Source organism: Streptomyces sp. AF1A, assembly GCF_047340315.1.
In the GTDB taxonomy this organism is placed as follows: Bacteria; Actinomycetota; Actinomycetes; order Streptomycetales; family Streptomycetaceae; genus Streptomyces.
The window spans coordinates 1-18,654 of sequence record NZ_JBLEBI010000069.1 but is presented as its reverse complement, the minus strand read 5'-3'; the positions used below and the strand labels follow the sequence as shown (position 1 = coordinate 18,654).

Here is an 18,654-nt window from a genome sequence, read left to right as displayed (position 1 = left end):
CTCATCAGGCGGATGAATTTCCATACCGTCTGCCCAAATTGACCCCCCAGGTCTACCCTGGATGCGTGCCGGAGGACGTGGGGGGCACGCCGTTCCCTGACGGCTGGGAGCCCGACGACGACCACGACCGCGGAGCGTCGGACGAAGAGTTCGCCTCCGTGGTCTTCGACGAGGCCTTCGTACGGGCGGCCACGGTCCACGAGCCGACCGCCGTCGAACGCCTCCTGGCCGCGGCCCAGGCCAGAGCCGAGGCCTCCGAGGCGGAAGCCCGCCGCGCCCACGCCAGAGGCGACCGCTACAGCCCCGAGGGCACCGATCTCGGCCAAGATCCGGACGACGACGAACTCGACGACACCTACGTCCTCCACGACGGCCACGGCCCCTTCGGCGGCCATGCCAAGCAGGTCCGCTGGCACCGCCCCGTGGCCTGGGTGCTCGCCGTCGTGATGGGCATCGGCATGGTGGCCCTCGCCTTCGCCGCGGTCTACCGGGGCGCCTCCTCCAGCACCCGCGACCAGGTACCCGCCCCCGCCTCCACCGGGCTCGGACAGGGCAGCGCGGCCGCGCCCTCCGTCTCCGCCGGCACCTCCCGGCCGGCCGTCTCGGCCGTCCCCCGCTCGCCCTGAGACCGGGGCGCGCCTTCTGGTGAGAACCTGTCAGAAGTTGTCGTGCAGCAGGGCGTTTACCCGAGGCTCGCGAGACCTACCCTGAAAGTATGGGCGGGCCTGGAGACCCACCGGAGGGGACACCCGAGGGCGGCCCCGGCGGTGCAGAGGACGAGTACCGATCCGTCGTGTTCGACGAGTCGTTCATCCGCGCTGCCCGCCTGCAGGAGTACTCCGCCGAGGAGCGCATGGCTGACCACGCCCCCGCCGTGCGCCGGCGCCCGCCCCTGCACCGGGGACTGACCCGGCAGCTCCTGGTCCTCGTCCTGCTGATCGCCGTCGCCTTCGGCACCGCCGTCTACATGGGCGTCCGCCACCCCTACAGCTCCCCGGAGTCCCGGCGGGCCGTCGAGCCCGTGCGGATGACCGTCATCCCGCTCGCCCCGCAGGGCAAGGTCCCCGGCGGCACAAACGCCGAGGCCCTGTACGCCCACAGCCCCGCCGCACAGTTCGACGTCGGCGCCGAGGGCATACCGCTGCCGGCCTCCCGCAACACCGCCCACTTCTCCGACAGCCAGGTCGTGGCCGCGCTCACCACCGCCAAGGACTACATCGTCCGCTCCTCGCTGTATCCCGAGGTGCTCACCGGCCGCCAGGTCGGCCCCGCGCGGGCCCTGCTCGACTCCGCCCAGCTCGACCAGTTCGACCAGAGCTTCGACCACCCCGCGGCGGACGGCCGGCACGCCGCCACCGGCTGGCTCGTCCGCCTCGACCCGGCCCGGGCCCAGCTCGCCGACGACCGGATCCGCGTCCAGGGCAACCTCCAGGCCACCGAGACCGACTCGGCCACGCTGGAGGTCACCGCGGACCACACCTTCGTCTACGCGCTGCGCCCCACCGGCTCCGCCGCGGGCGCGCCGGTGTCCCTCTTCACCGTCCGCCGCGAACTGACCTTCCGCTTCGACCGCGACGACCTGCGCACCCACCAGGTCCAGCTGGTCGCGGCCTACGTCGAGGCGGGACCCATGGCCTGCGCCGAGGAATCCGCCGCCTACCTGCGCCCCCTCCTGGCCGGCCAGACCGCCCGCACCGGCGGCCCCGCGGGCACCAACCCCTACGAGACGGACAGTGCCACCGCCCTCTGCGGGACGCTGGCCACCGCGGCCCAGCCGAAGGTGTGAGCGCGGGATGGGGGTGCGGCGCCCCTGCGTCCCGACTCGGGCGGGGTCCGTCCGGTGGGGACTTCTTCGCCGGGGGGCTGAGAAGTCGGGGCCTGGGCGGTCTGAGAGTCGGGGTCTGGGCGCTCTGAGGGGCCGGGGCCCGGGCGGCCCGAGGAGCCGGGGACCCGGGGACCTCTGCCGGGGCGGTGGGATGAGTCCGGTGCTCCCGGAGCCCGGCCGCCGTCGCCTCCCTGCTTCCCGGATCCCGCACAGGCGCCGGCGGCCGGGGTGCGTGTTACTCGGCGTCCTTCGGGGGCGTGTCCTCCGCGCTGTCCTGCGCCGGGGGCGTGCTCGTGAAGCCGGCGAAGCCGCGGCGGACCCGGCCGCCCAGGTCGCCCGCACCGCCCGCGAGGTCCGTGACCAGCTTCATCAGCGGGTCCTTGGACCCCTTCACATCGCTCGCGTAGCTCGCTGCCGACTCGCGGAAGGATTCGCGGACCGAGGTGTCCTGGTCCTCGGTGCGCCGCGGGTAGTGACCGTCCATGATCCGCTGGTAGTCCCGGGACTCGGCCCACCGCTTCAGCTCGGCCGCCCGCACCGTGGTGAACGGGTGCGAGCGGGGCAGCACATTGAGGATCTTCAGCACGGAGTCGCGCAGATCGCCCCCGGAGTCGTACTCCTCGGCCTGCTCCAGGAAGGCGTCCACGTTCATCTCGTGCAGATGGTTGCCGCCCGCGATCTTCATCAGACCCCGCATCGACGCCCGGACGTCCTGCCCCACCAGCAGTCCGGCCCGGTCGGCGGACAGCTCCGACTTGCGGAACCACTCCCGCAGCGCCGTGATGATCGCCATGATCGCCAGATTGCCCAGCGGGATCCAGGCGACCTTCAGCGCGAGGCTCGTCAGGAACAGCAGGATCGTGCGGTACACCGAGTGGCCGGACAGGGCGTGCCCCACCTCGTGCCCGACGACCGCCCGCATCTCCTCCTCGTCGAGCAGTTCCACCAGGCCCGTGGTGACCACGATGATCGGCTCGTCCAGGCCGATGCACATCGCGTTCGGCTGCGGGTCCTGCGTGACGTACATCGGCGGAACCTTCTCCAGGTCCAGGATGTAGCAGGCGTCCAGCAGCATCTCGTGCAGGTGGCCGAACTGCCGCTCCGAGACGCGCACCGAGTCCGAGAGGAACAGCAGCCGCAGGCTCCGCTCCGGCAGCAGCCCGCTGAGCGCCTTGAACACGGTGTCGAACCCGCTCAGCCTGCGCAGCGCGACCAGAGCCGAGCGGTCGGCCGGGTGCTCGTACGCGCGCGAGGAGATGCCCGGGAAGCGGGTGCGCTGCCTGCTGGGCACGTGCTCGTGCCCGGTGTGCTGATGGCCGTCGTCGGACATGTCGTCCCCCATGTGCGTGTGAGTCCCGGTGAGCCCCCGAGGCAGGGCCCAGCCTAGGCGGAGATACCGTGGACGGGCAGTACAGCCGAAGGAGTCCACGCCATGGAGCACCACCCCGCAGCCGCCTGGCTGACCGAGGCCGCGAGCGCCGTCCAGCAGCACGGGACGGGCAACCTGCTCCGTATCGTCCTGGTCGTGATGGTCCTGGGCTGCGCACTGACCGCCTGGTTCCTGCTCCGTGGCTACAAGCGGAAAGACGACTGACAGCGGGAGAAGGTTGCCTGGCCGGGTACGCCCCTCGCCGCCGTCCGTTCCCAACGGAGGAGTCGGCGTGATCGCCCGACAGCCGCCCGCTTACGATGAGCCGACATCTTTATCCCGCCCACACGCGATAGGTCCTGCAGATGAGCCTCTCCAGCGCCGCAGCCCAGTTGGTCACCCTCGCCGAGGCCGAGGGCGGCCACCACAACAGCCTCGACCCGGCCGTCACCGGCGGCAGCGCGCTCGGCATCCTGCTGCTCCTGCTGTGGATCACCACCCGCTTCAACCGCGACCGCTGAGCGGGCCACCCCGTCCCCGGCGGGGGTCCGAAGCCGGGCCGGTAGGGTCTGCATGCATGGGAGAGCAGGACATGCCTACCGGTCCGGCGCACGCGAGCGCCGACGACGCGGTGAAGCACCCGCAGTACCGGCGGCACCGACCGGGTCACGGCCCCGCCCACACGGGCAAGCGCCGCCTCGGCGTCATGGGCGGAACGTTTGACCCGATCCACCATGGGCACCTCGTGGCGGCCAGCGAGGTCGCCGCGCAGTTCCAGCTGGACGAGGTGGTGTTCGTCCCGACCGGCCAGCCGTGGCAGAAGTCCCACCGCACGGTCTCCCCGGCAGAGGACCGCTACCTGATGACGGTCATCGCCACCGCCGAGAACCCGCAGTTCTCCGTCAGCCGCATCGACATCGACCGCGGCGGTCCCACCTACACCGTGGACACCCTGCGCGACCTGCGCGCCCTCAACCCCGACACCGACCTGTTCTTCATCACCGGCGCCGACGCCCTCGCCCAGCTGCTGACCTGGCGTGACAGCGAGGAACTGTTCTCGCTCGCGCACTTCATCGGCGTCACCCGGCCGGGCCACCACCTCACCGACCCCGGCCTGCCGGAAGGCGGAGTGACGCTCGTCGAGGTGCCGGCGCTCGCGATCTCCTCCACAGACTGCCGTGCGAGAGTCGCCAACGGGGACCCCATCTGGTACATGGTGCCGGACGGAGTCGTGCGCTACATCGACAAGCGCGAGCTGTACCGCGGCGAGTGAGCCGAGAGGGGCACCGGTGAACGACCGATACGACGCGGGTGACGGCGGCTATGGCCCCGGCCCGTACCAACTCGTCGGCTACGACGAGCACGGGCAGCCCGTGTACCGGCAGATCCCGGAACAGCAGGCTCCGCGGGCGGCCTACGACCCGTACGCCCAGCAGCAGGGCTACGGCTACGACCCGTACGCCACCGGCGCCCAGCAGCCCGCGCCGCCCTACGAGGGGTACGACACCGGTCAGCAACCGCAGATCCCCTCCTACGGCGGCTCCTACCCGGGCTACGACCCCTACGGCGCCCCGGCCCGCGGGACCGGCCCCGGCTACGACCCGTACGGGCAGGCGGCGAGCAGCGGACAGCAGCCCCGGGTCGCCGAGCAGACGGCCTACATCCCGCAGCAGGCCGGCCCGGCGGAGGACACGCACGCTCCGCGGGAGACCGAGGACGCCTCGGGCGAACGGGAGTACCACACCGAGCAGTTCTCCTTCGTGGAGGAGCCGGACGACGACTCCGAGGACGTCATCGACTGGCTCAAGTTCACCGAGAACCGGACCGAGCGCCGCGAGGAGGCCCGCCGCCGCGCCCGGAGCCGGCTCATCGCCCTCCTCGTCGTCCTCGCCCTGGTCGCCGTCGGCGGCGTCGGCTACCTCTGGTACGCCGGAAAGCTGCCCGGCCTGTCCTCGTCGTCCGCCAGGACCGGCACGGCCACGCCCGTCGCCGCCCAGAAACGCGACGTGATCGTCGTCCACCTGCACAACACGGGCAAGGGCGGCACCTCCACGGCGCTGCTGGTCGACAACACCACCACCAAGCAGGGCACCACCGTCCTGCTGCCCAACTCCCTGGCGCTGACCGACGACGACGGCTCCACCACGACCCTCGCCAAGTCGGTGGACGACGACGGCTCCTCCGGCACCCGCGACCAGCTCGACACCGTCCTCGGCACCAACATCCAGGGCACATGGCGCCTGGACACCCCCTATCTGCAGAACCTGGTCGACCTCGTCGGCAACATCGACATCGACACCAACACCGACGTGCCCGACCCGGACAGCAAGAAGAAGGGCGCCGAGCCGCTCGTCCACAAGGGATCCGATCAGACCCTCAGCGGCAAGATGGCCGTCGCCTACGCCACCTACCGCGCCGCCGGCGAGTCCCAGAACGCCCAGCTGGAGCGGTTCGGCCAGGTCATGCAGGGCGTGCTGCGCAAGATCTCCTCCGACGCGGCGGACGCCACGGTCACCGTGCAGAGCCTCGCGCAGATCCTCGATCCGTCGCTCACCGACAAGGACCTCGGCACCTTCCTGGCCAAGCTCGCCGACCTCGCCAAGAGCGGCGACTACAAGACCGCCCTGCTGCCCGTGCAGGCCGACGGCACGCTGAGCGCGCGGACCAGCGACAGCGTGGTGAAGAACATCCTCGGCGGCACCGCCAAGAGCCCTGACGCGGGCGCCGCGGTCCGGGTCTCCGTGCAGAACGCCACCGGCGTGAAGGACGACACCGAGAAGGCCCGGGTGGCGCTGCTCAACGGCGGCTTCACCTTCCTGGAGGGCGGCAGCGCCTCCGGCACCCAGGCCACCTCGAAGGTGATCTACTCGGACCCCTCCGACAAGCAGAACGCCACCGAGGTCGCCAAGACCCTCGGCCTGCCCACCGGCTCCGTGACCAAGGGCACGGTCTCCTCGGGCGCCGACGTCTCCGTGGTCCTCGGCGGGGACTACAAGCCGTCCGCCTCCTGACCGCCCGCCGCCGGCCGGCGACCGGGCACCCCACGCGTGATGCCGAAATCGCGTGGGGTGCTCCGGGCGGTCCGTGAGACCCTTGAGGTCTAGCGACCGCCGACGGAAAGCCACGTAGTGACCGCCACCGACCGTTCCCTTGAGCTCATCAACACCGCCGCCCAGGCGGCGGCCGACAAGCTCGCCCACGACGTCATCGCCTACGACGTGAGCGACGTGCTGTCGATCACGGATGCCTTCCTGCTGGCGTCCGCACCGAACGACCGCCAGGTCAAGGCCATCGTCGACGAGATCGAGGAGCGCCTGCTGAAGGAGCTCGGTGCCAAGCCGGTGCGCCGCGAGGGCGACCGCGAGGCCCGCTGGGTGCTGCTCGACTACGTCGACATCGTCGTCCACGTGCAGCACAGCGAGGAGCGCGTCTTCTACGCCCTGGAGCGGCTGTGGAAGGACTGCCCCGAGCTCGAGCTGCCCGCCGACGCGAAGGCCACCCGCGGCAAGGCCGAGGAGCACGCCAAGCTGCAGGCCGCCGAGGCCGACCGGGGCCCGGGCGGGGAGTGGTCATGAGCGGCACGGGCGAGGTGACCGACCGCAGGGACCGGGGCCGCCGCATCATCCTGTGGCGGCACGGCCAGACGTCGTGGAACGTGGAGCGCCGCTTCCAGGGCAGCACGGACGTCGAGCTGACCGAGACCGGCATCGGACAGGCCCGCCGCGCCGCCCGCCTGCTGGCCTCCCTCCGGCCCGACGCGATCGTCTCCTCGGACCTGCAGCGGGCCACGCACACCGCCGCCGAACTGGCCGCCCTCACCGGTCTCGACGTCGTCCGTGAGGAGGACCTGCGCGAGACGTACGCGGGCGTCTGGCAGGGCCTGACGCACGAGGAGATCATCGCCCGCTACGGCGAGGAGTACGCCGCCTGGAAGCGGGGCGAGCCGGTCCGCCGCGGCGGCGGCGAACTGGAGACCGAGGTCGCCGACCGCGCCGCCCCGGTCGTGCTGCGGCACGCCGAGAAGCTGCCCGAGGACGGCACCCTCGTCGTCGTCAGCCACGGCGGCACCATCCGCACCACCATCGGCCGGCTCCTCGGCCTGGATGCCCGGCACTGGGAGAGCCTCGGCGGCCTCTCCAACTGCTGCTGGTCCGTGCTCGGCGAGGGCGCCCGGGGCTGGCGCCTGCTGGAGCACAACGCGGGCACCCTCCCGGAACCCGTCCTCGGCGACGACGACTGAACGGCCCGCGGCCCGCCGGACCCGGATTTCACTTTCCGGCAGGTCGCAGGCTAAAGTTCTTCTTGTTCGCCCCGCCGAGCGGGGCAGGACAGGACACCATGCGGCTCCACCGCGTGGAACCCGGGGCTATAGCTCAGTTGGTAGAGCGCCTGCATGGCATGCAGGAGGTCAGGAGTTCAATTCTCCTTAGCTCCACTGATCGACACTCTGTTGAGTTGTCAAGGATCGGTGATGAGGATCCCGTCCCCGTCAGGGGGCGGGATTTTCTGTTCCCCCGACGGGGCCCGTCTCCTCGGACTCCCCGTGCGCCGGCGGCCACGGCCGCTGTCCGCGCTCCCTGAGCGACGCGATCTTCGCGTGGGACTCCTCGCCCACTGCCGCGTGCCGGAAGGTCTTCCCCCCGTCGTCCCCCCTCTCGTCGTCGGCGCCGGACGCGCCCCTGCCAGATGCCGGCAGTACCGGCATCAGCGGGCACTCGGCACCCGTACCGGCCCGTCGTCAGGCTCGACGCCATGACGACGACATCCCGAACGGATCCGGGCGCGGAGCCCGTACCGAACCATGGAACCAGTGAAGCACCCGCCACTGACAGTGACCGTCCGGCCGCCGGTTTCCCGGACCCCGGCGCCCCGACTGCGGGCGGCCGCGAGCCGTCCGGCGTCGGCAGTGCCCCACCCGTCACGGACAGTGAAGCACCCGCCACTGACAACCGGCCCCGGCCGCTGCTGCCGGTCCTGCTCGCCGCCTGTTCATGGCGGCCCTCGACGTCTTCGCCGCGAACGTCGCGGCCCCCACCATCGGCTCCGGCCTCCACGCCTCGGGCGCCGACGTCGGTCAACGCGGGTTTCCTCCTCGCGCTGAGCCTGCACGCCCGGGGCGGCCTCGGCTGCGGCGCCCTGCGGGCCGGGCCGGCCTTCGCCCCCACGGCGGCCGTGTCCGGCGTCGTCGGCCCGGCCTGGCGGCGGGTGCTCACACCGTCCGGTTTCGCGCTCACCGCGGTGTCGCTGGCGGTCGTGGGGTTCGCCTTCCACGGCGGCGGCACCGGGGGCCCGGTCCTGTACGCCGGGTACGCGGGGTCGGTGCCGGGCCGGGGCCGGCCTCCGGCCCGACGCTCACCGGCGCGCCGGCCACCGCGCGGCCGCAGGGCGCGGCGGACGCCGGCGGCCCGCCGGCGACGGTCACTCGGCTCGGTCAGCTGATCGGCGTCGCCTTTTTCGGCACACTGTTCCCGAACCGGCTTGAGTCACTCGGCGCCCTGCGGTCGTATACCTCTGCGGAGGCGTTTTCCGCATGTGCCTGGGCGCTGGCCGCGACGGCCTCGGCGGGAGCCGTGTCCGGACTGGTACTGAGGCGTCGCTGACCGTATTGGTCCGGCCGTGGCAGAATCAAACGGCCGGAAGGGGGCGCGGCCCGACGGGAGGGAGTAGCGATGCCTGCGAGCATCCGTGAGGAGGTCGGCCACCTCCTCGGTGCGGCGTTGATACGGGACACGACCACCCGGCTCAGCTGCCCTTCCTGCGGTTCCGCGCATGTGGCCCAGGTTCTCGGCGACAACGGCGGAATCTCCTACGTGTGCACGGCCTGCGGCCACAGCTGGAGCTGATCGATGGGTGCACACAGGCGAAAGTGCGACTGGTGCGGCAGCGGTACGCCCATCGTTCGTGACATGGAGCCGATCAACCCCGACTACCAGTACTGGTGCGAGGAATGCGCGCGGGCGCTGATCATAAAGGGCGACCCGATCGAGACGTACCGCGAGCTGGAGGGCGAGCCGATCTACGGCCGCCTCCTCGAAGAGCACTGCACGCTCAAGCGGTTCTACTCCTTCGTCACGGCCTGACGCGCGCACGCGCGCGTGGGGAAGCCGGTCCGCACGCGCGCGTGGGGAGGAACCGCGATCGAAGTCCGTAAATAGGACATCATGGACTAAAGCCCCGGAGTGGAAACCGATTTGGTGCTGCACCGCCGGGGCCTGTAATGTTTACGTCGTCGCCGGGGGAACCGGGTGAAACAGCAAGGGGCTATAGCTCAGTTGGTAGAGCGCCTGCATGGCATGCAGGAGGTCAGGAGTTCAATTCTCCTTAGCTCCACAGAAATCGAAGGCGGATCATTCCTCGGGATGATCCGCCTTCGGCGTGTTGTGGACCACGAGGGCGAGTCGTCACCTGCGCGCGGTGTCGTGAAATGCAGGCGGACGCGAACCGCGGGCCATCCGGTTCGGGCGGCCCGCGGTTCGCGTGTGCTCAGCGGCCGAGAGCCCGCCGGCCGCGGCCCTGGGAGAGGACCGGAAGGTTGCGCGAGGGCGTCTGCCCGCGCGTGTCCTCCTCGATGCGCAGGGCGAGCGCCGGGCAGCGGCGCACCGCGCGCAGCGCCTTCGCCTCCGCGTAGCGCGGCACCTGCGCCTGGGCGACCGTGGGGAAGCCGTCGGCGCCGAGCTCGAACACCTCCGGGAGGATGTCGGCGCACAGCCCGTGGCCCCGGCACAGCGTCCAGTCGACGTAGATCTTCTGGCGGCTGGCGCCGGTCTCCTGGGGCTCTCCGCCGCCCGGGATGCCCGTGGGGGCCCTGCCTCCCTCGAAGAGCGGCAGAACGCCCTCCACGGGCCGTCCGCAGCCGTTTCCGAGGACGTGGGCGGCCAGGTCGTCGGTGAACGCCTTGATGGTCGACTCCAGGAACATCGCCGAGCCGTCCGGGTGTGAACACGCCCCGCGGCGCTTGACGTTCTTCGCGACCTGCTTCAGCGCCTCGAGCGCGGCGGGGCCGCCGCCGTTGAGGATGTCCTCCATGCCGCGCGCGGCGGCCGGCAGCCCCAGGTAGCACGGCCCGCACTGGCCGGCGCTCTCCTCGGCCAGCCACTGCGCAACGCGCAGCGACTCGCCCAGCGGGCAGGTCTCCTGGCTGATCGGCAGGATGGCGCCCGCACCCAGCGAACCGCCCACCGCGTCCAGGGAGTTGCGGGAGACGATCGCCTCGTTGACAGTGGCCGCGTCGATCCACTTGCCGTGGTAGCCGCCGGTCAGCACGCCCTGCGGCACCGGCGGGGCGCCCGCCAGCTGCAGCACATAGCGCAGCGGCACGCCCGTCGGGACCTCGATCACCATGGGGCGCGCGACCGCGCCGGAGACGGTCAGCATCACCGTGCCCGGCTCGTCGTACAGGCCGGTGTTGCCGTAGCGCTCCGGCCCGATGCGGGCGGCGATGGCGAGCTGCGCGAACGTCTCGGCGTTCGACAGCAGCGTGGGCGCGCCGCCGACGCCGCTCTGCGAGGCGCTGATCTTGCGGCCGGGCGGGATCGCCGGACCGCCGTCGACCGAGCGGATCAGCGAGGCGGCGGCGCCGGTGACCATGCGCACCGGATTGCGCTGCACCCAGGCGCGGAGCGCCGATCTACGGCTGTTGCTCAGGCCGCGTTCGCTGAGCGCCGCCTCCATGGAGCGCTGGGTGGACTCCCGGGTGACGCCGATGACGAGCGTGCGCGCGCCGAGCGCCTCGGCGCACAGCAGTGCGCCGTCCAGGATGAGATGCGGGGCACGGTTGATGAGCACCGTGTCCTTGCGGCAGGCCGGCTCGTCCTCACTGCCGTTGACGACGACGACCGGGCGCACCCCGCGCTTGATCGCCGACTCGGCGACCGAGCGGAGCTTCTTGTGGAAGGGGAAGCCGGCGCCGCCGCGGCCCCTGAGGTTGATGCGTTCGGCGAGCTGGGCGAGTTGTTCGCCGCCCAGCGGGTCGAGCGGACCGTGCACCTTCAGGTGCATGGGCAGATCGAGCCGCTCCACAAGGTCGAAGCCCGACGTGAGCTGGGGAAGGCCGACCACGCGGACTTCGGGGACGTCGGGCAGGGCCTCGTTCACCTATAGCCTCCGGAAGGCGTGTTCCAAGGTTCGCCCGAACCCGGTGCGTCGAACGAGGCGCCCGGGGATGGTTCATTGGCGGGACCGCTGTTGTACGTGTCGTTCGAGTTGTACGCGCCGTACCGGGCGTTCGTCTCACCGGTGTCGTACACATCACGTGCCCCGTACGGAGCAGTGCCCGAATTGTTGTAGGCCGGGATGGTGTGTCCGGTGTCCGTCATGGGGTCGTACGCCGACGGCGGAGCCTCGCCTACCGGCGGCGGGGACGGGATCGGCCAGCTGCCCGAGCCGCCGGCGCCGTCCATGCGCGGCATGGCCTCCGTGACCTGCTGATCCAGCGGGTTCATGCGGGCGGTCTGGTCGGACCCGAACGGGACCTCGGGCCCCGGCGTGGCCACCGCGCGGTAGGCGGCCGCGAAGCCCGACGCGGGCTCCTGGGCCGGCGCCGCGGGGGACTGGTACAGGGGCGCGGAGAAGGCGGACGTCGACTCGGCGGGCGACGGCTTCGGCTCCCGCCGGCCCTCGTAGCCGGGCAGGGACGACTCGGCCACCCGGGAGCGGCTCGCCTCCAGCTCGTCCAGTCCCGGCCGCTCCGAGCTGCCGAACACGGCCACCAGCCGGTCGGCGACCTTGCGTTTGACCGGCCGCGGCGCGGCGCGCAGCGCGAGGGCGGCGATCACGCCCAGCAGGGACAGGCTGTAGAGGATCACGAAGATCGGCTTGGCCGTGCGCCCCGCGTACAGGCCGTGGACGAGCGCCGCGCACCAGGCCGGGTAGGCCAGCATGTGCATGGCCCGCCAGCGGGCGGCCACCGGGGCGGGGGTGGCGAAGTTGCTGCGCAGCGCGCCGGTGATGCCGACGAAGATCATCAGCAGGCCGGCCAGCGAGCCGAGCCCGATCAGGCCGCCGATGCCGGTGACGCCGAGCGAGAACGGGATGATCGCGGCGATCACCTTCGTGTGGCCGAGCGCGACCTTCGTGGTGATGTGCAGCAGCAGGAACGCGATCGAGGCGACCGCGGTCGTCCGGTGCACCGCCTGGCCGACGATCCGCTGCCGCGTGTTCAGGAAGATCCGGTCCTGGGCGAACAGGCCCCAGATCACCGAGCAGCTGAGCGAGACGAGCGACAGGACGCCCGCGCCGAAGTTCAGGAAGTCGCGGAACTGGTTGCCTCCGACCAGCACGACCACGGGTATGAGCAGCAGGACGACAGCCGATGCCACCCCATAGGCCGAGCGGCCGGGTTTGGGGAGCGAGCTGGTACTACGACGAGGGTTCATGGGGGCAACTCCGAGCAGTTTCGGGAAAGCGGTCCCGCTGCCGAACTCTAAGTGGCGCCATACTGATCAGTACGGGGGTTTGAGTTATTGCGTTGTTATCAACAGGCAATGTGACTGGTCGATGTCCCTTAGTGGGTGGTACGCGAAGTAATCCTTGACCTTGGTTCAGTTCTGGGCGGGCTTCTGGCATGTCCACCAGGGATACGGAAGCGCGTCGCAGCTTGCTCAAGGGCTGCGGTACCCTAACGCCATGCGTGCCGTACGCCTTCTGCTTAGCGGGCCGCGCTGATCAGTACCGACCCCGGTCCAGCCGTCGGGTCGGCATCGGCGCGGCGTCCCCTCCTGTGCGAGGGGATTTTTCGTTTCCGCAGGCAGAGACGATCGATGGAGCTTTGAGGATCATGAGCGAGACGAACCCCGCTGCCACCGCCGAGGTGGCCGCGCCGCACCGCTACACGGCCGCCATGGCAGCCGAGATCGAGGCACGCTGGCAGGACTTCTGGGACGCCGACGGCACCTACGCCGCGCCGAACCCCAAGGGCGACCTGGCGGGCGACCCGGAGCTGGTCGCCAAGCCCAAGAAGTTCATCATGGACATGTTCCCGTACCCCTCCGGGGCGGGCCTGCACGTCGGCCACCCGCTGGGCTACATCGCCACCGACGTCTACGCCCGGTTCCAGCGCATGACCGGCCACAACGTCCTGCACACCCTGGGCTTCGACGCCTTCGGCCTGCCCGCCGAGCAGTACGCCGTGCAGACCGGCACGCACCCGCGCGTGTCCACCGAGGCCAACATCGAGAACATGAAGGCCCAGCTGCGCCGGCTGGGCCTGGGCCACGACAAGCGCCGGTCCTTCGCCACGATCGACCCGGACTACTACAAGTGGACCCAGTGGATCTTCCTGCAGATCTTCAACTCCTGGTACGACGAGGAGGCGAAGAAGGCCCGCCCGATCTCCGAGCTGATCGACCAGTTCGAGTCGGGTGAGCGCGCGATTCCGGGCACCACGCGCGCGTGGAGCGAGCTGAGCGCCCGCGAGCGCGCCGACGTCCTGGGCGAGTACCGCCTGGCCTACGCCTCCGACGCTCCGGTCAACTGGTGCCCGGGCCTGGGCACCGTGCTGGCCAACGAGGAGGTCACCGCCGAGGGCCGCTCCGAGCGCGGCAACTTCCCGGTCTTCAAGGCCAAGCTGCGCCAGTGGAACATGCGCATCACCGCCTACGCCGACCGGCTGCTGGAGGACCTGGAGGAGCTGGACTGGCCCGAGGCCATCAAGCTGCAGCAGCGCAACTGGATCGGCCGCAGCGAGGGCGCCCGCGTCGACTTCCCGATCGACGGCGAGCACATCACGATCTTCACCACGCGCCAGGACACCCTGTTCGGCGCGACCTACATGGTGCTGGCGCCGGAGCACCCGCTGGTCGAGAAGTTCACCCCCGAGGCATGGCCCGAGGGCACGCACCAGGTGTGGACCGGCGGCCACGCCACCCCGGCCGAGGCCGTCGCCGCCTACCGCGCGCAGGCCGCCTCCAAGTCGGACGTCGAGCGCCAGGCCGAGGCCAAGGACAAGACCGGCGTCTTCACCGGCGCGTTCGCGACCAACCCGGTCAACGGCGAAAAGATCCCGGTCTTCATCGCCGACTACGTCCTGATGGGCTACGGCACCGGTGCGATCATGGCGGTCCCCGCGCACGACACGCGTGACTTCGCCTTCGCGCGCGCCTTCGAGCTGCCGATCCGCTGCGTGGTCGAGCCGTCCGACGGCCGCGGCACCGACCCGTCCGAGTGGGACGACGCCTTCGTGTCCTACGACGCGAAGATCATCAACTCCGCCGGCGAGGACGTCTCCCTGGACGGCCTGGGCGTCGTCGAGGCCAAGGCGCGCATCACCGAGTGGCTGCAGGGCAAGGGCATCGGCGAGGGCACCGTCAACTTCCGCCTGCGCGACTGGCTGTTCAGCCGCCAGCGGTACTGGGGCGAGCCCTTCCCGATCGTCTACGACGAGGACGGCATCGCCCACCCGCTGCCCGAGTCGATGCTGCCGCTGGAGCTGCCCGAGGTCGAGGACTACAGCCCGCGCACCTTCGACCCGGACGACGCGAACACCCAGCCCGAGACCCCGCTGTCGCGCAACGAGGAGTGGGTCGACGTCACCCTGGACCTGGGCGACGGGCCCAAGCGGTACCGCCGCGAGACCAACACCATGCCCAACTGGGCGGGCTCCTGCTGGTACGAGTTCCGCTACCTGGACCCGCACAACGAGCAGCAGCTGGTCGACCCCGAGATCGAGCAGTACTGGATGGGCCCGCGCGAGGGCCGGCCGCACGGCGGTGTCGACCTGTACGTCGGCGGCGCCGAGCACGCCGTGCTGCATCTGCTGTACGCGCGCTTCTGGTCCAAGGTCCTGTACGACCTGGGGTACGTGTCCTCGGCGGAGCCGTTCCACAAGCTGTTCAACCAGGGCATGATCCAGGCCTACGTCTACCGCGACAGCCGGGGCATCGCGGTGCCGGCCGCCGAGGTGGAGGAGCGCGACGGCGCCTACTACTACCAGGGCGAGAAGGTCACCCGCCTGCTGGGCAAGATGGGCAAGTCCCTGAAGAACGCGGTGACCCCGGACGAGATCTGCGCCGAGTACGGCGCGGACACCCTGCGCCTGTACGAGATGGCCATGGGCCCGCTGGACGTCTCCCGGCCGTGGGACACGCGCGCGGTGGTCGGCCAGTTCCGGCTGCTGCAGCGGCTGTGGCGCAACATCGTCGACGAGAACACCGGCGAGGTCACCGTCACGGACGCCGAGCCCGACGAGGAGACCCTGCGCGCCCTGCACAAGGCGATCGACGGCGTCCGCCAGGACCTGGAGGGCCTGCGCTTCAACACCGCCATCGCCAAGGTGACCGAGCTGAACAACCACCTGACCAAGGCGGGCGCCGCGGTGCCGCGCCCGGTCGCCGAGAAACTGGTGCTGCTGATCGCGCCGCTGGCCCCGCACATCGCCGAGGAGCTGTGGCGCAAGCTGGGCCACACCGACTCGGTGGTCCACCAGGACTTCCCGGTCGCGGACCCGCAGTACGTGGTCGACGAGACGGTGACCTGCGTGGTGCAGATCAAGGGCAAGGTCAAGGCCCGGCTGGAGGTGCCGCCGGCCATCTCCGAGGAAGAGCTGGAGAAGGCGGCGCTGTCCGACGAGAAGGTCGTCGCGGCGCTGGGCGGCGCGGGCATCCGCAAGGTGATCGTGCGGGCGCCGAAGCTGGTGAACATCGTTCCCGCCTGACGTTCCCCGCCGGAACGACGCGGTCGTTCGCCGGCTCGGGGTAGTCCCCTACGGGCAGGTTCGGGGTTTTTCCGGAACCCCGGGCCTGCCCGCTGCGTTTACCGTGGAGAGCGCAGCGGATCGTGCTGCACCGGTCGGAGGAGGAGCGTCGTGGAAACCGTGATCGCCGTGTTCGCCCTGCTCTTCCTGCTCTTCGTCGGCCTGGGCGTGTACGCCACGGTCAAGGCGGTCGGCGCCGCCAAGCGCGGCGTGGACCGCACGATCGCGCAGGCCCGCCGCACGGTCGAGGACCACACGCTGCGCGCCAAGTCCTTCGCCCAGATCGGACCGGCCGGGGAGATCGCGCAGCTGCGGCTCACGCTGCGCACCTCCATGCGCGCCACCCAGGACGCCCTGCACGCGGGAGCGGCCGAGGACGAGTCGCTGAAGGAGTCCGTGCAGCTCTTCGAGCGGCTCAGCGCCCACGGCCACGAGCTGGACGCCGACCTCAAGCGGCTGGAGTCCGAGCCGGACCGGGCCACGCTCGCCGCCCGGCTGCCCGACCTGCGCGGCCGCACCGAGCGCATCACCAAGTCGGCGGACTCGCTGCGCTGGGCCCTCCGCGACCGGGCCCGCCGCTTCGCCGACGACGATCTGGGCGCGCTCAGCACGCAGATAGACATGGAAGCGGACGCCCTGCGCCACTGGACGCATACCGACCCCGCACCGGCGCCGCCGTGGCCCGAGACGCCCGCGCCCTCCGCCGCGGACGAACCGGACACGCACCGGTCCGGGCCCCAGACCTCGGGCTTCCGTTCCGCAAAGGGCGCGCCTTCACAGGCGATTACCCCGCCCTCGCCGCGTCCCGCCTACCCGTGGCAGAAGAAACCTCGCCCGGAAAGCACCACATGAGCCTGCCGAGCCTGCGGCCTTCGGCGCGCACAGCGGGGGCCGGGCTGCCGCGCGAGCACTACGGCAGGTAACCTCCAGCTCATGTCCCGCCATGTCGCGATCGTCACCGATTCCACGGCCTACCTGCCGCCACGGACGATGCAGCGGCACGGCATCACAGCGGTACCCCTGACCGTGGTCCTCGGCGATCAGGCGCTCGAAGAGGGCACCGAGATCTCGACCCGCTCCCTCGCCCAGGCGTTGCAGAAGCGGCGACCCGTCACCACCTCCCGACCGAGCCCCCAGACGTTCGCGGAGGCGTACCGCACCGTCGCCGAGTCCGGCGCGAGCGCCATCGTCTCCCTGCACCTGTCCGCCGAGCTGTCCGGCACCTACGACGCGGCCGTCCTCGCCGCGCGGGAGGCACCGGTGCCCGTGCGGGTCGTGGACACCGGGATGGTTGCCATGGCCCTCGGCTTCTGCGCGCTCGCCGCGGCCGAGGTCGCGGGGGCCGGCGGCACCGTGGACGAGGCCGTCACGGCCGCCGAGAAGCGAGCGGCGGGCACGTCCGCCTATTTCTATGTCGACACCCTCGACTATCTGCGCCGCGGCGGCCGCATCGGGGCCGCGCAGGCCCTGCTCGGTTCCGCGCTCGCGGTCAAGCCCCTGCTCCGGCTCGACGGCGGCCGCATCGAGCTGCTCGAAAAGGTCCGCACGGCGTCGAAGGCGATCGCCCGCCTGGAGGAGATCGCCGCGGAGCGTGCGGGCAGCGCCGAAGTCGACATCGCCGTCCACCACCTGGCCGCGCCCGAGCGTGCCGCCGCCCTCGCCGAGCGGCTCCGGGTGCGGGTTCCGGGCCTGGCCGACCTGCATGTCAGCGAGGTCGGAGCGGTGATCGGAGCACACACCGGGCCAGGGCTGCTGGGCGCGGTCGTCTCCCCCCGCTGACGCGGCAGAACTCCGGCGCTGTCGACCGCACTTCACTCCCACGGGTGGTGGAGTTGTCCACAACCGGCCGGTAATCCAGGGAAATCGACCAAGATCATCACGATGTGACGGGATGCCCCATGCTCGTCACATGGCACTTCGATCACGTCCACGCACCGCCGTTGCGACCAGTGGCCCCGGTCGCGGTCCGGCCTCCGACGGCCGCATGCGCAACCGCTCCGCCGGCCACCGGCGCACCCGTCGTCACCCGCCCGCACCGGCGGACGAACTGCGCCGCCGAGCGGCACTCCTCTTCGGCGAACGGGCCGTCCAGTGGCGGGAGTCGGGAAACGCCCCGCCGGACGGCAGCCCGCCCGGCAGTACGGCGACGGCGACGGCCACCGGCCGGGCGCCCGGCCTGAACCGGGGAGGGCCGGTGACCGCGGTCGCACGGAAGCCGTCGCCACCGCCGTCACCGCCGGCCGGAGAAACCGCGCCGACTGCGCTGCCGAGCACCACCGTCGAGGCCGAACCGGACAGCCCGGCTACCGCCTTGCAGGAGACGGGCCCCGGGATGCCGGGCCTGCGGGAGCGAGCCGGGCTGGCGTTGCGGGAGCGGCTGCCGGTGTGGTTGCAGACGCGGTGCGGAGTGGAGCACCGGGGCGTCGTGGCACTCGCCGTGGTGCTGGTGGCCGCCGCCGTCTTCGCCGTACATCACTTCTGGACGGGCCGGACCGAGTCCGTGAGCGCCCCCCAGGTGGTGCGCGCCCAGGCGTCCTATGCGAAGAAGGACGACGGCGCGCGGACCGCCGCGGCCGGGGGTGCCTCGCCGGCGCCGGGCGGGGAGATCGTCGTCGACGTCAGCGGCAAGGTCCGCAAGCCGGGGATCCACCGGCTGCCCGCGGGTTCCCGCGTGGTCGACGCGCTGCGGGCGGCGGGCGGCGTCCGCCCGGGTGTGAACACCGAAGGGCTCAACCAGGCCCGCTTCCTGGTCGACGGCGAGCAGGTGCTCGT

At 71.4% G+C, this 18,654-nt stretch carries 17 protein-coding genes and 2 tRNA genes; 16 read left to right on the top strand and 3 right to left on the bottom strand.

Going from position 1 to position 18,654, the window contains the following annotated elements; translation table 11 throughout:
• The first annotated feature begins 38 nt into the window (after window positions 1-38).
• Window positions 39-626 (top strand): hypothetical protein, encoded by a 588-nt coding sequence (locus tag ACLU3S_RS19715; RefSeq protein WP_413953217.1) that lies wholly within the window; start codon window positions 39-41, stop codon window positions 624-626.
• Window positions 627-715: 89 nt separating this feature from the next.
• Window positions 716-1,786 (top strand): hypothetical protein, encoded by a 1,071-nt coding sequence (locus ACLU3S_RS19710; RefSeq protein WP_413953216.1) that lies wholly within the window; start codon window positions 716-718, stop codon window positions 1,784-1,786.
• 274 nt (window positions 1,787-2,060) lie between these two features.
• On the opposite strand, the gene ACLU3S_RS19705 is transcribed toward ACLU3S_RS19710, so the two are convergent.
• Window positions 2,061-3,155 carry a M48 family metallopeptidase gene (locus ACLU3S_RS19705; protein ID WP_413953226.1) on the bottom strand — a complete coding sequence of 365 codons (1,095 nt, stop codon included), beginning with the start codon at window positions 3,153-3,155 and terminating at the stop codon, window positions 2,061-2,063.
• 102 nt (window positions 3,156-3,257) lie between these two features.
• Between ACLU3S_RS19705 and ACLU3S_RS19700 the strand changes: the two genes are divergently transcribed.
• From ACLU3S_RS19700 to ACLU3S_RS19655, 10 genes are all read left to right on the top strand, one after another.
• Window positions 3,258-3,419 carry a hypothetical protein gene (locus tag ACLU3S_RS19700; protein WP_413953215.1) on the top strand — a complete coding sequence of 54 codons (162 nt, stop codon included), beginning with the start codon at window positions 3,258-3,260 and terminating at the stop codon, window positions 3,417-3,419.
• A 140-nt stretch (window positions 3,420-3,559) separates the two neighbouring features.
• Window positions 3,560-3,715: a hypothetical protein gene (locus tag ACLU3S_RS19695; protein WP_413953214.1), complete on the top strand. Its 156-nt coding sequence runs from the start codon at window positions 3,560-3,562 to the stop codon at window positions 3,713-3,715.
• A gap of 56 nt (window positions 3,716-3,771) precedes the next feature.
• A complete protein-coding gene (gene nadD, locus ACLU3S_RS19690) occupies window positions 3,772-4,467 on the top strand; it encodes a nicotinate-nucleotide adenylyltransferase (RefSeq protein WP_413953213.1) in 696 nt (231 codons plus the stop codon).
• A 16-nt stretch (window positions 4,468-4,483) separates the two neighbouring features.
• The gene (locus ACLU3S_RS19685; RefSeq protein WP_413953212.1) at window positions 4,484-6,205 is read left to right on the top strand and encodes a LytR C-terminal domain-containing protein; all 1,722 of its coding nucleotides are present in this window, start codon (window positions 4,484-4,486) and stop codon (window positions 6,203-6,205) included.
• 117 nt (window positions 6,206-6,322) lie between these two features.
• A complete protein-coding gene (gene rsfS / locus ACLU3S_RS19680; protein WP_413953211.1) occupies window positions 6,323-6,769 on the top strand; it encodes a ribosome silencing factor in 447 nt (148 codons plus the stop codon).
• Complete coding sequence (locus tag ACLU3S_RS19675; RefSeq protein WP_413953210.1) at window positions 6,766-7,434, top strand: histidine phosphatase family protein; 669 nt, start codon at window positions 6,766-6,768, stop codon at window positions 7,432-7,434. The genes rsfS and ACLU3S_RS19675 overlap by 4 nt, the downstream gene beginning before the upstream one ends.
• Before the next feature lie 122 nt (window positions 7,435-7,556).
• Window positions 7,557-7,629: transfer RNA gene (locus tag ACLU3S_RS19670), tRNA-Ala, on the top strand.
• Window positions 7,630-8,863: 1,234 nt separating this feature from the next.
• A complete protein-coding gene (locus tag ACLU3S_RS19665) occupies window positions 8,864-9,037 on the top strand; it encodes a hypothetical protein (protein WP_107051395.1) in 174 nt (57 codons plus the stop codon).
• Between the two features lie 3 nt (window positions 9,038-9,040).
• Complete coding sequence (locus ACLU3S_RS19660) at window positions 9,041-9,274, top strand: hypothetical protein (RefSeq protein WP_006136074.1); 234 nt, start codon at window positions 9,041-9,043, stop codon at window positions 9,272-9,274.
• Window positions 9,275-9,451: 177 nt separating this feature from the next.
• A tRNA-Ala gene (locus ACLU3S_RS19655) sits at window positions 9,452-9,524 on the top strand.
• 153 nt (window positions 9,525-9,677) lie between these two features.
• Here ACLU3S_RS19655 and ACLU3S_RS19650 read toward each other — a convergent pair.
• Window positions 9,678-11,288 carry an NADH-ubiquinone oxidoreductase-F iron-sulfur binding region domain-containing protein gene (locus ACLU3S_RS19650; RefSeq protein WP_413953209.1) on the bottom strand — a complete coding sequence of 537 codons (1,611 nt, stop codon included), beginning with the start codon at window positions 11,286-11,288 and terminating at the stop codon, window positions 9,678-9,680.
• Entirely contained in the window at window positions 11,285-12,568 is a 1,284-nt protein-coding gene (locus tag ACLU3S_RS19645) for a cytochrome b/b6 domain-containing protein (RefSeq protein ID WP_413953208.1), read from the bottom strand. Before ACLU3S_RS19645 ends, ACLU3S_RS19650 begins: the two co-directional genes overlap by 4 nt.
• Before the next feature lie 401 nt (window positions 12,569-12,969).
• Between ACLU3S_RS19645 and leuS the strand changes: the two genes are divergently transcribed.
• From leuS to ACLU3S_RS19625, 4 genes are all read left to right on the top strand, one after another.
• Entirely contained in the window at window positions 12,970-15,843 is a 2,874-nt protein-coding gene (leuS, locus tag ACLU3S_RS19640) for a leucine--tRNA ligase (RefSeq protein ID WP_413953207.1), read from the top strand.
• Window positions 15,844-15,993: 150 nt separating this feature from the next.
• Entirely contained in the window at window positions 15,994-16,734 is a 741-nt protein-coding gene (locus ACLU3S_RS19635; protein ID WP_413953206.1) for a hypothetical protein, read from the top strand.
• Window positions 16,735-16,815: 81 nt separating this feature from the next.
• Entirely contained in the window at window positions 16,816-17,661 is an 846-nt protein-coding gene (locus tag ACLU3S_RS19630; protein WP_413953205.1) for a DegV family protein, read from the top strand.
• Between the two features lie 205 nt (window positions 17,662-17,866).
• Window positions 17,867-18,654 (top strand): SLBB domain-containing protein (locus ACLU3S_RS19625; RefSeq protein WP_413953204.1); only part of this gene is annotated, 788 nt, incomplete at its 3' end.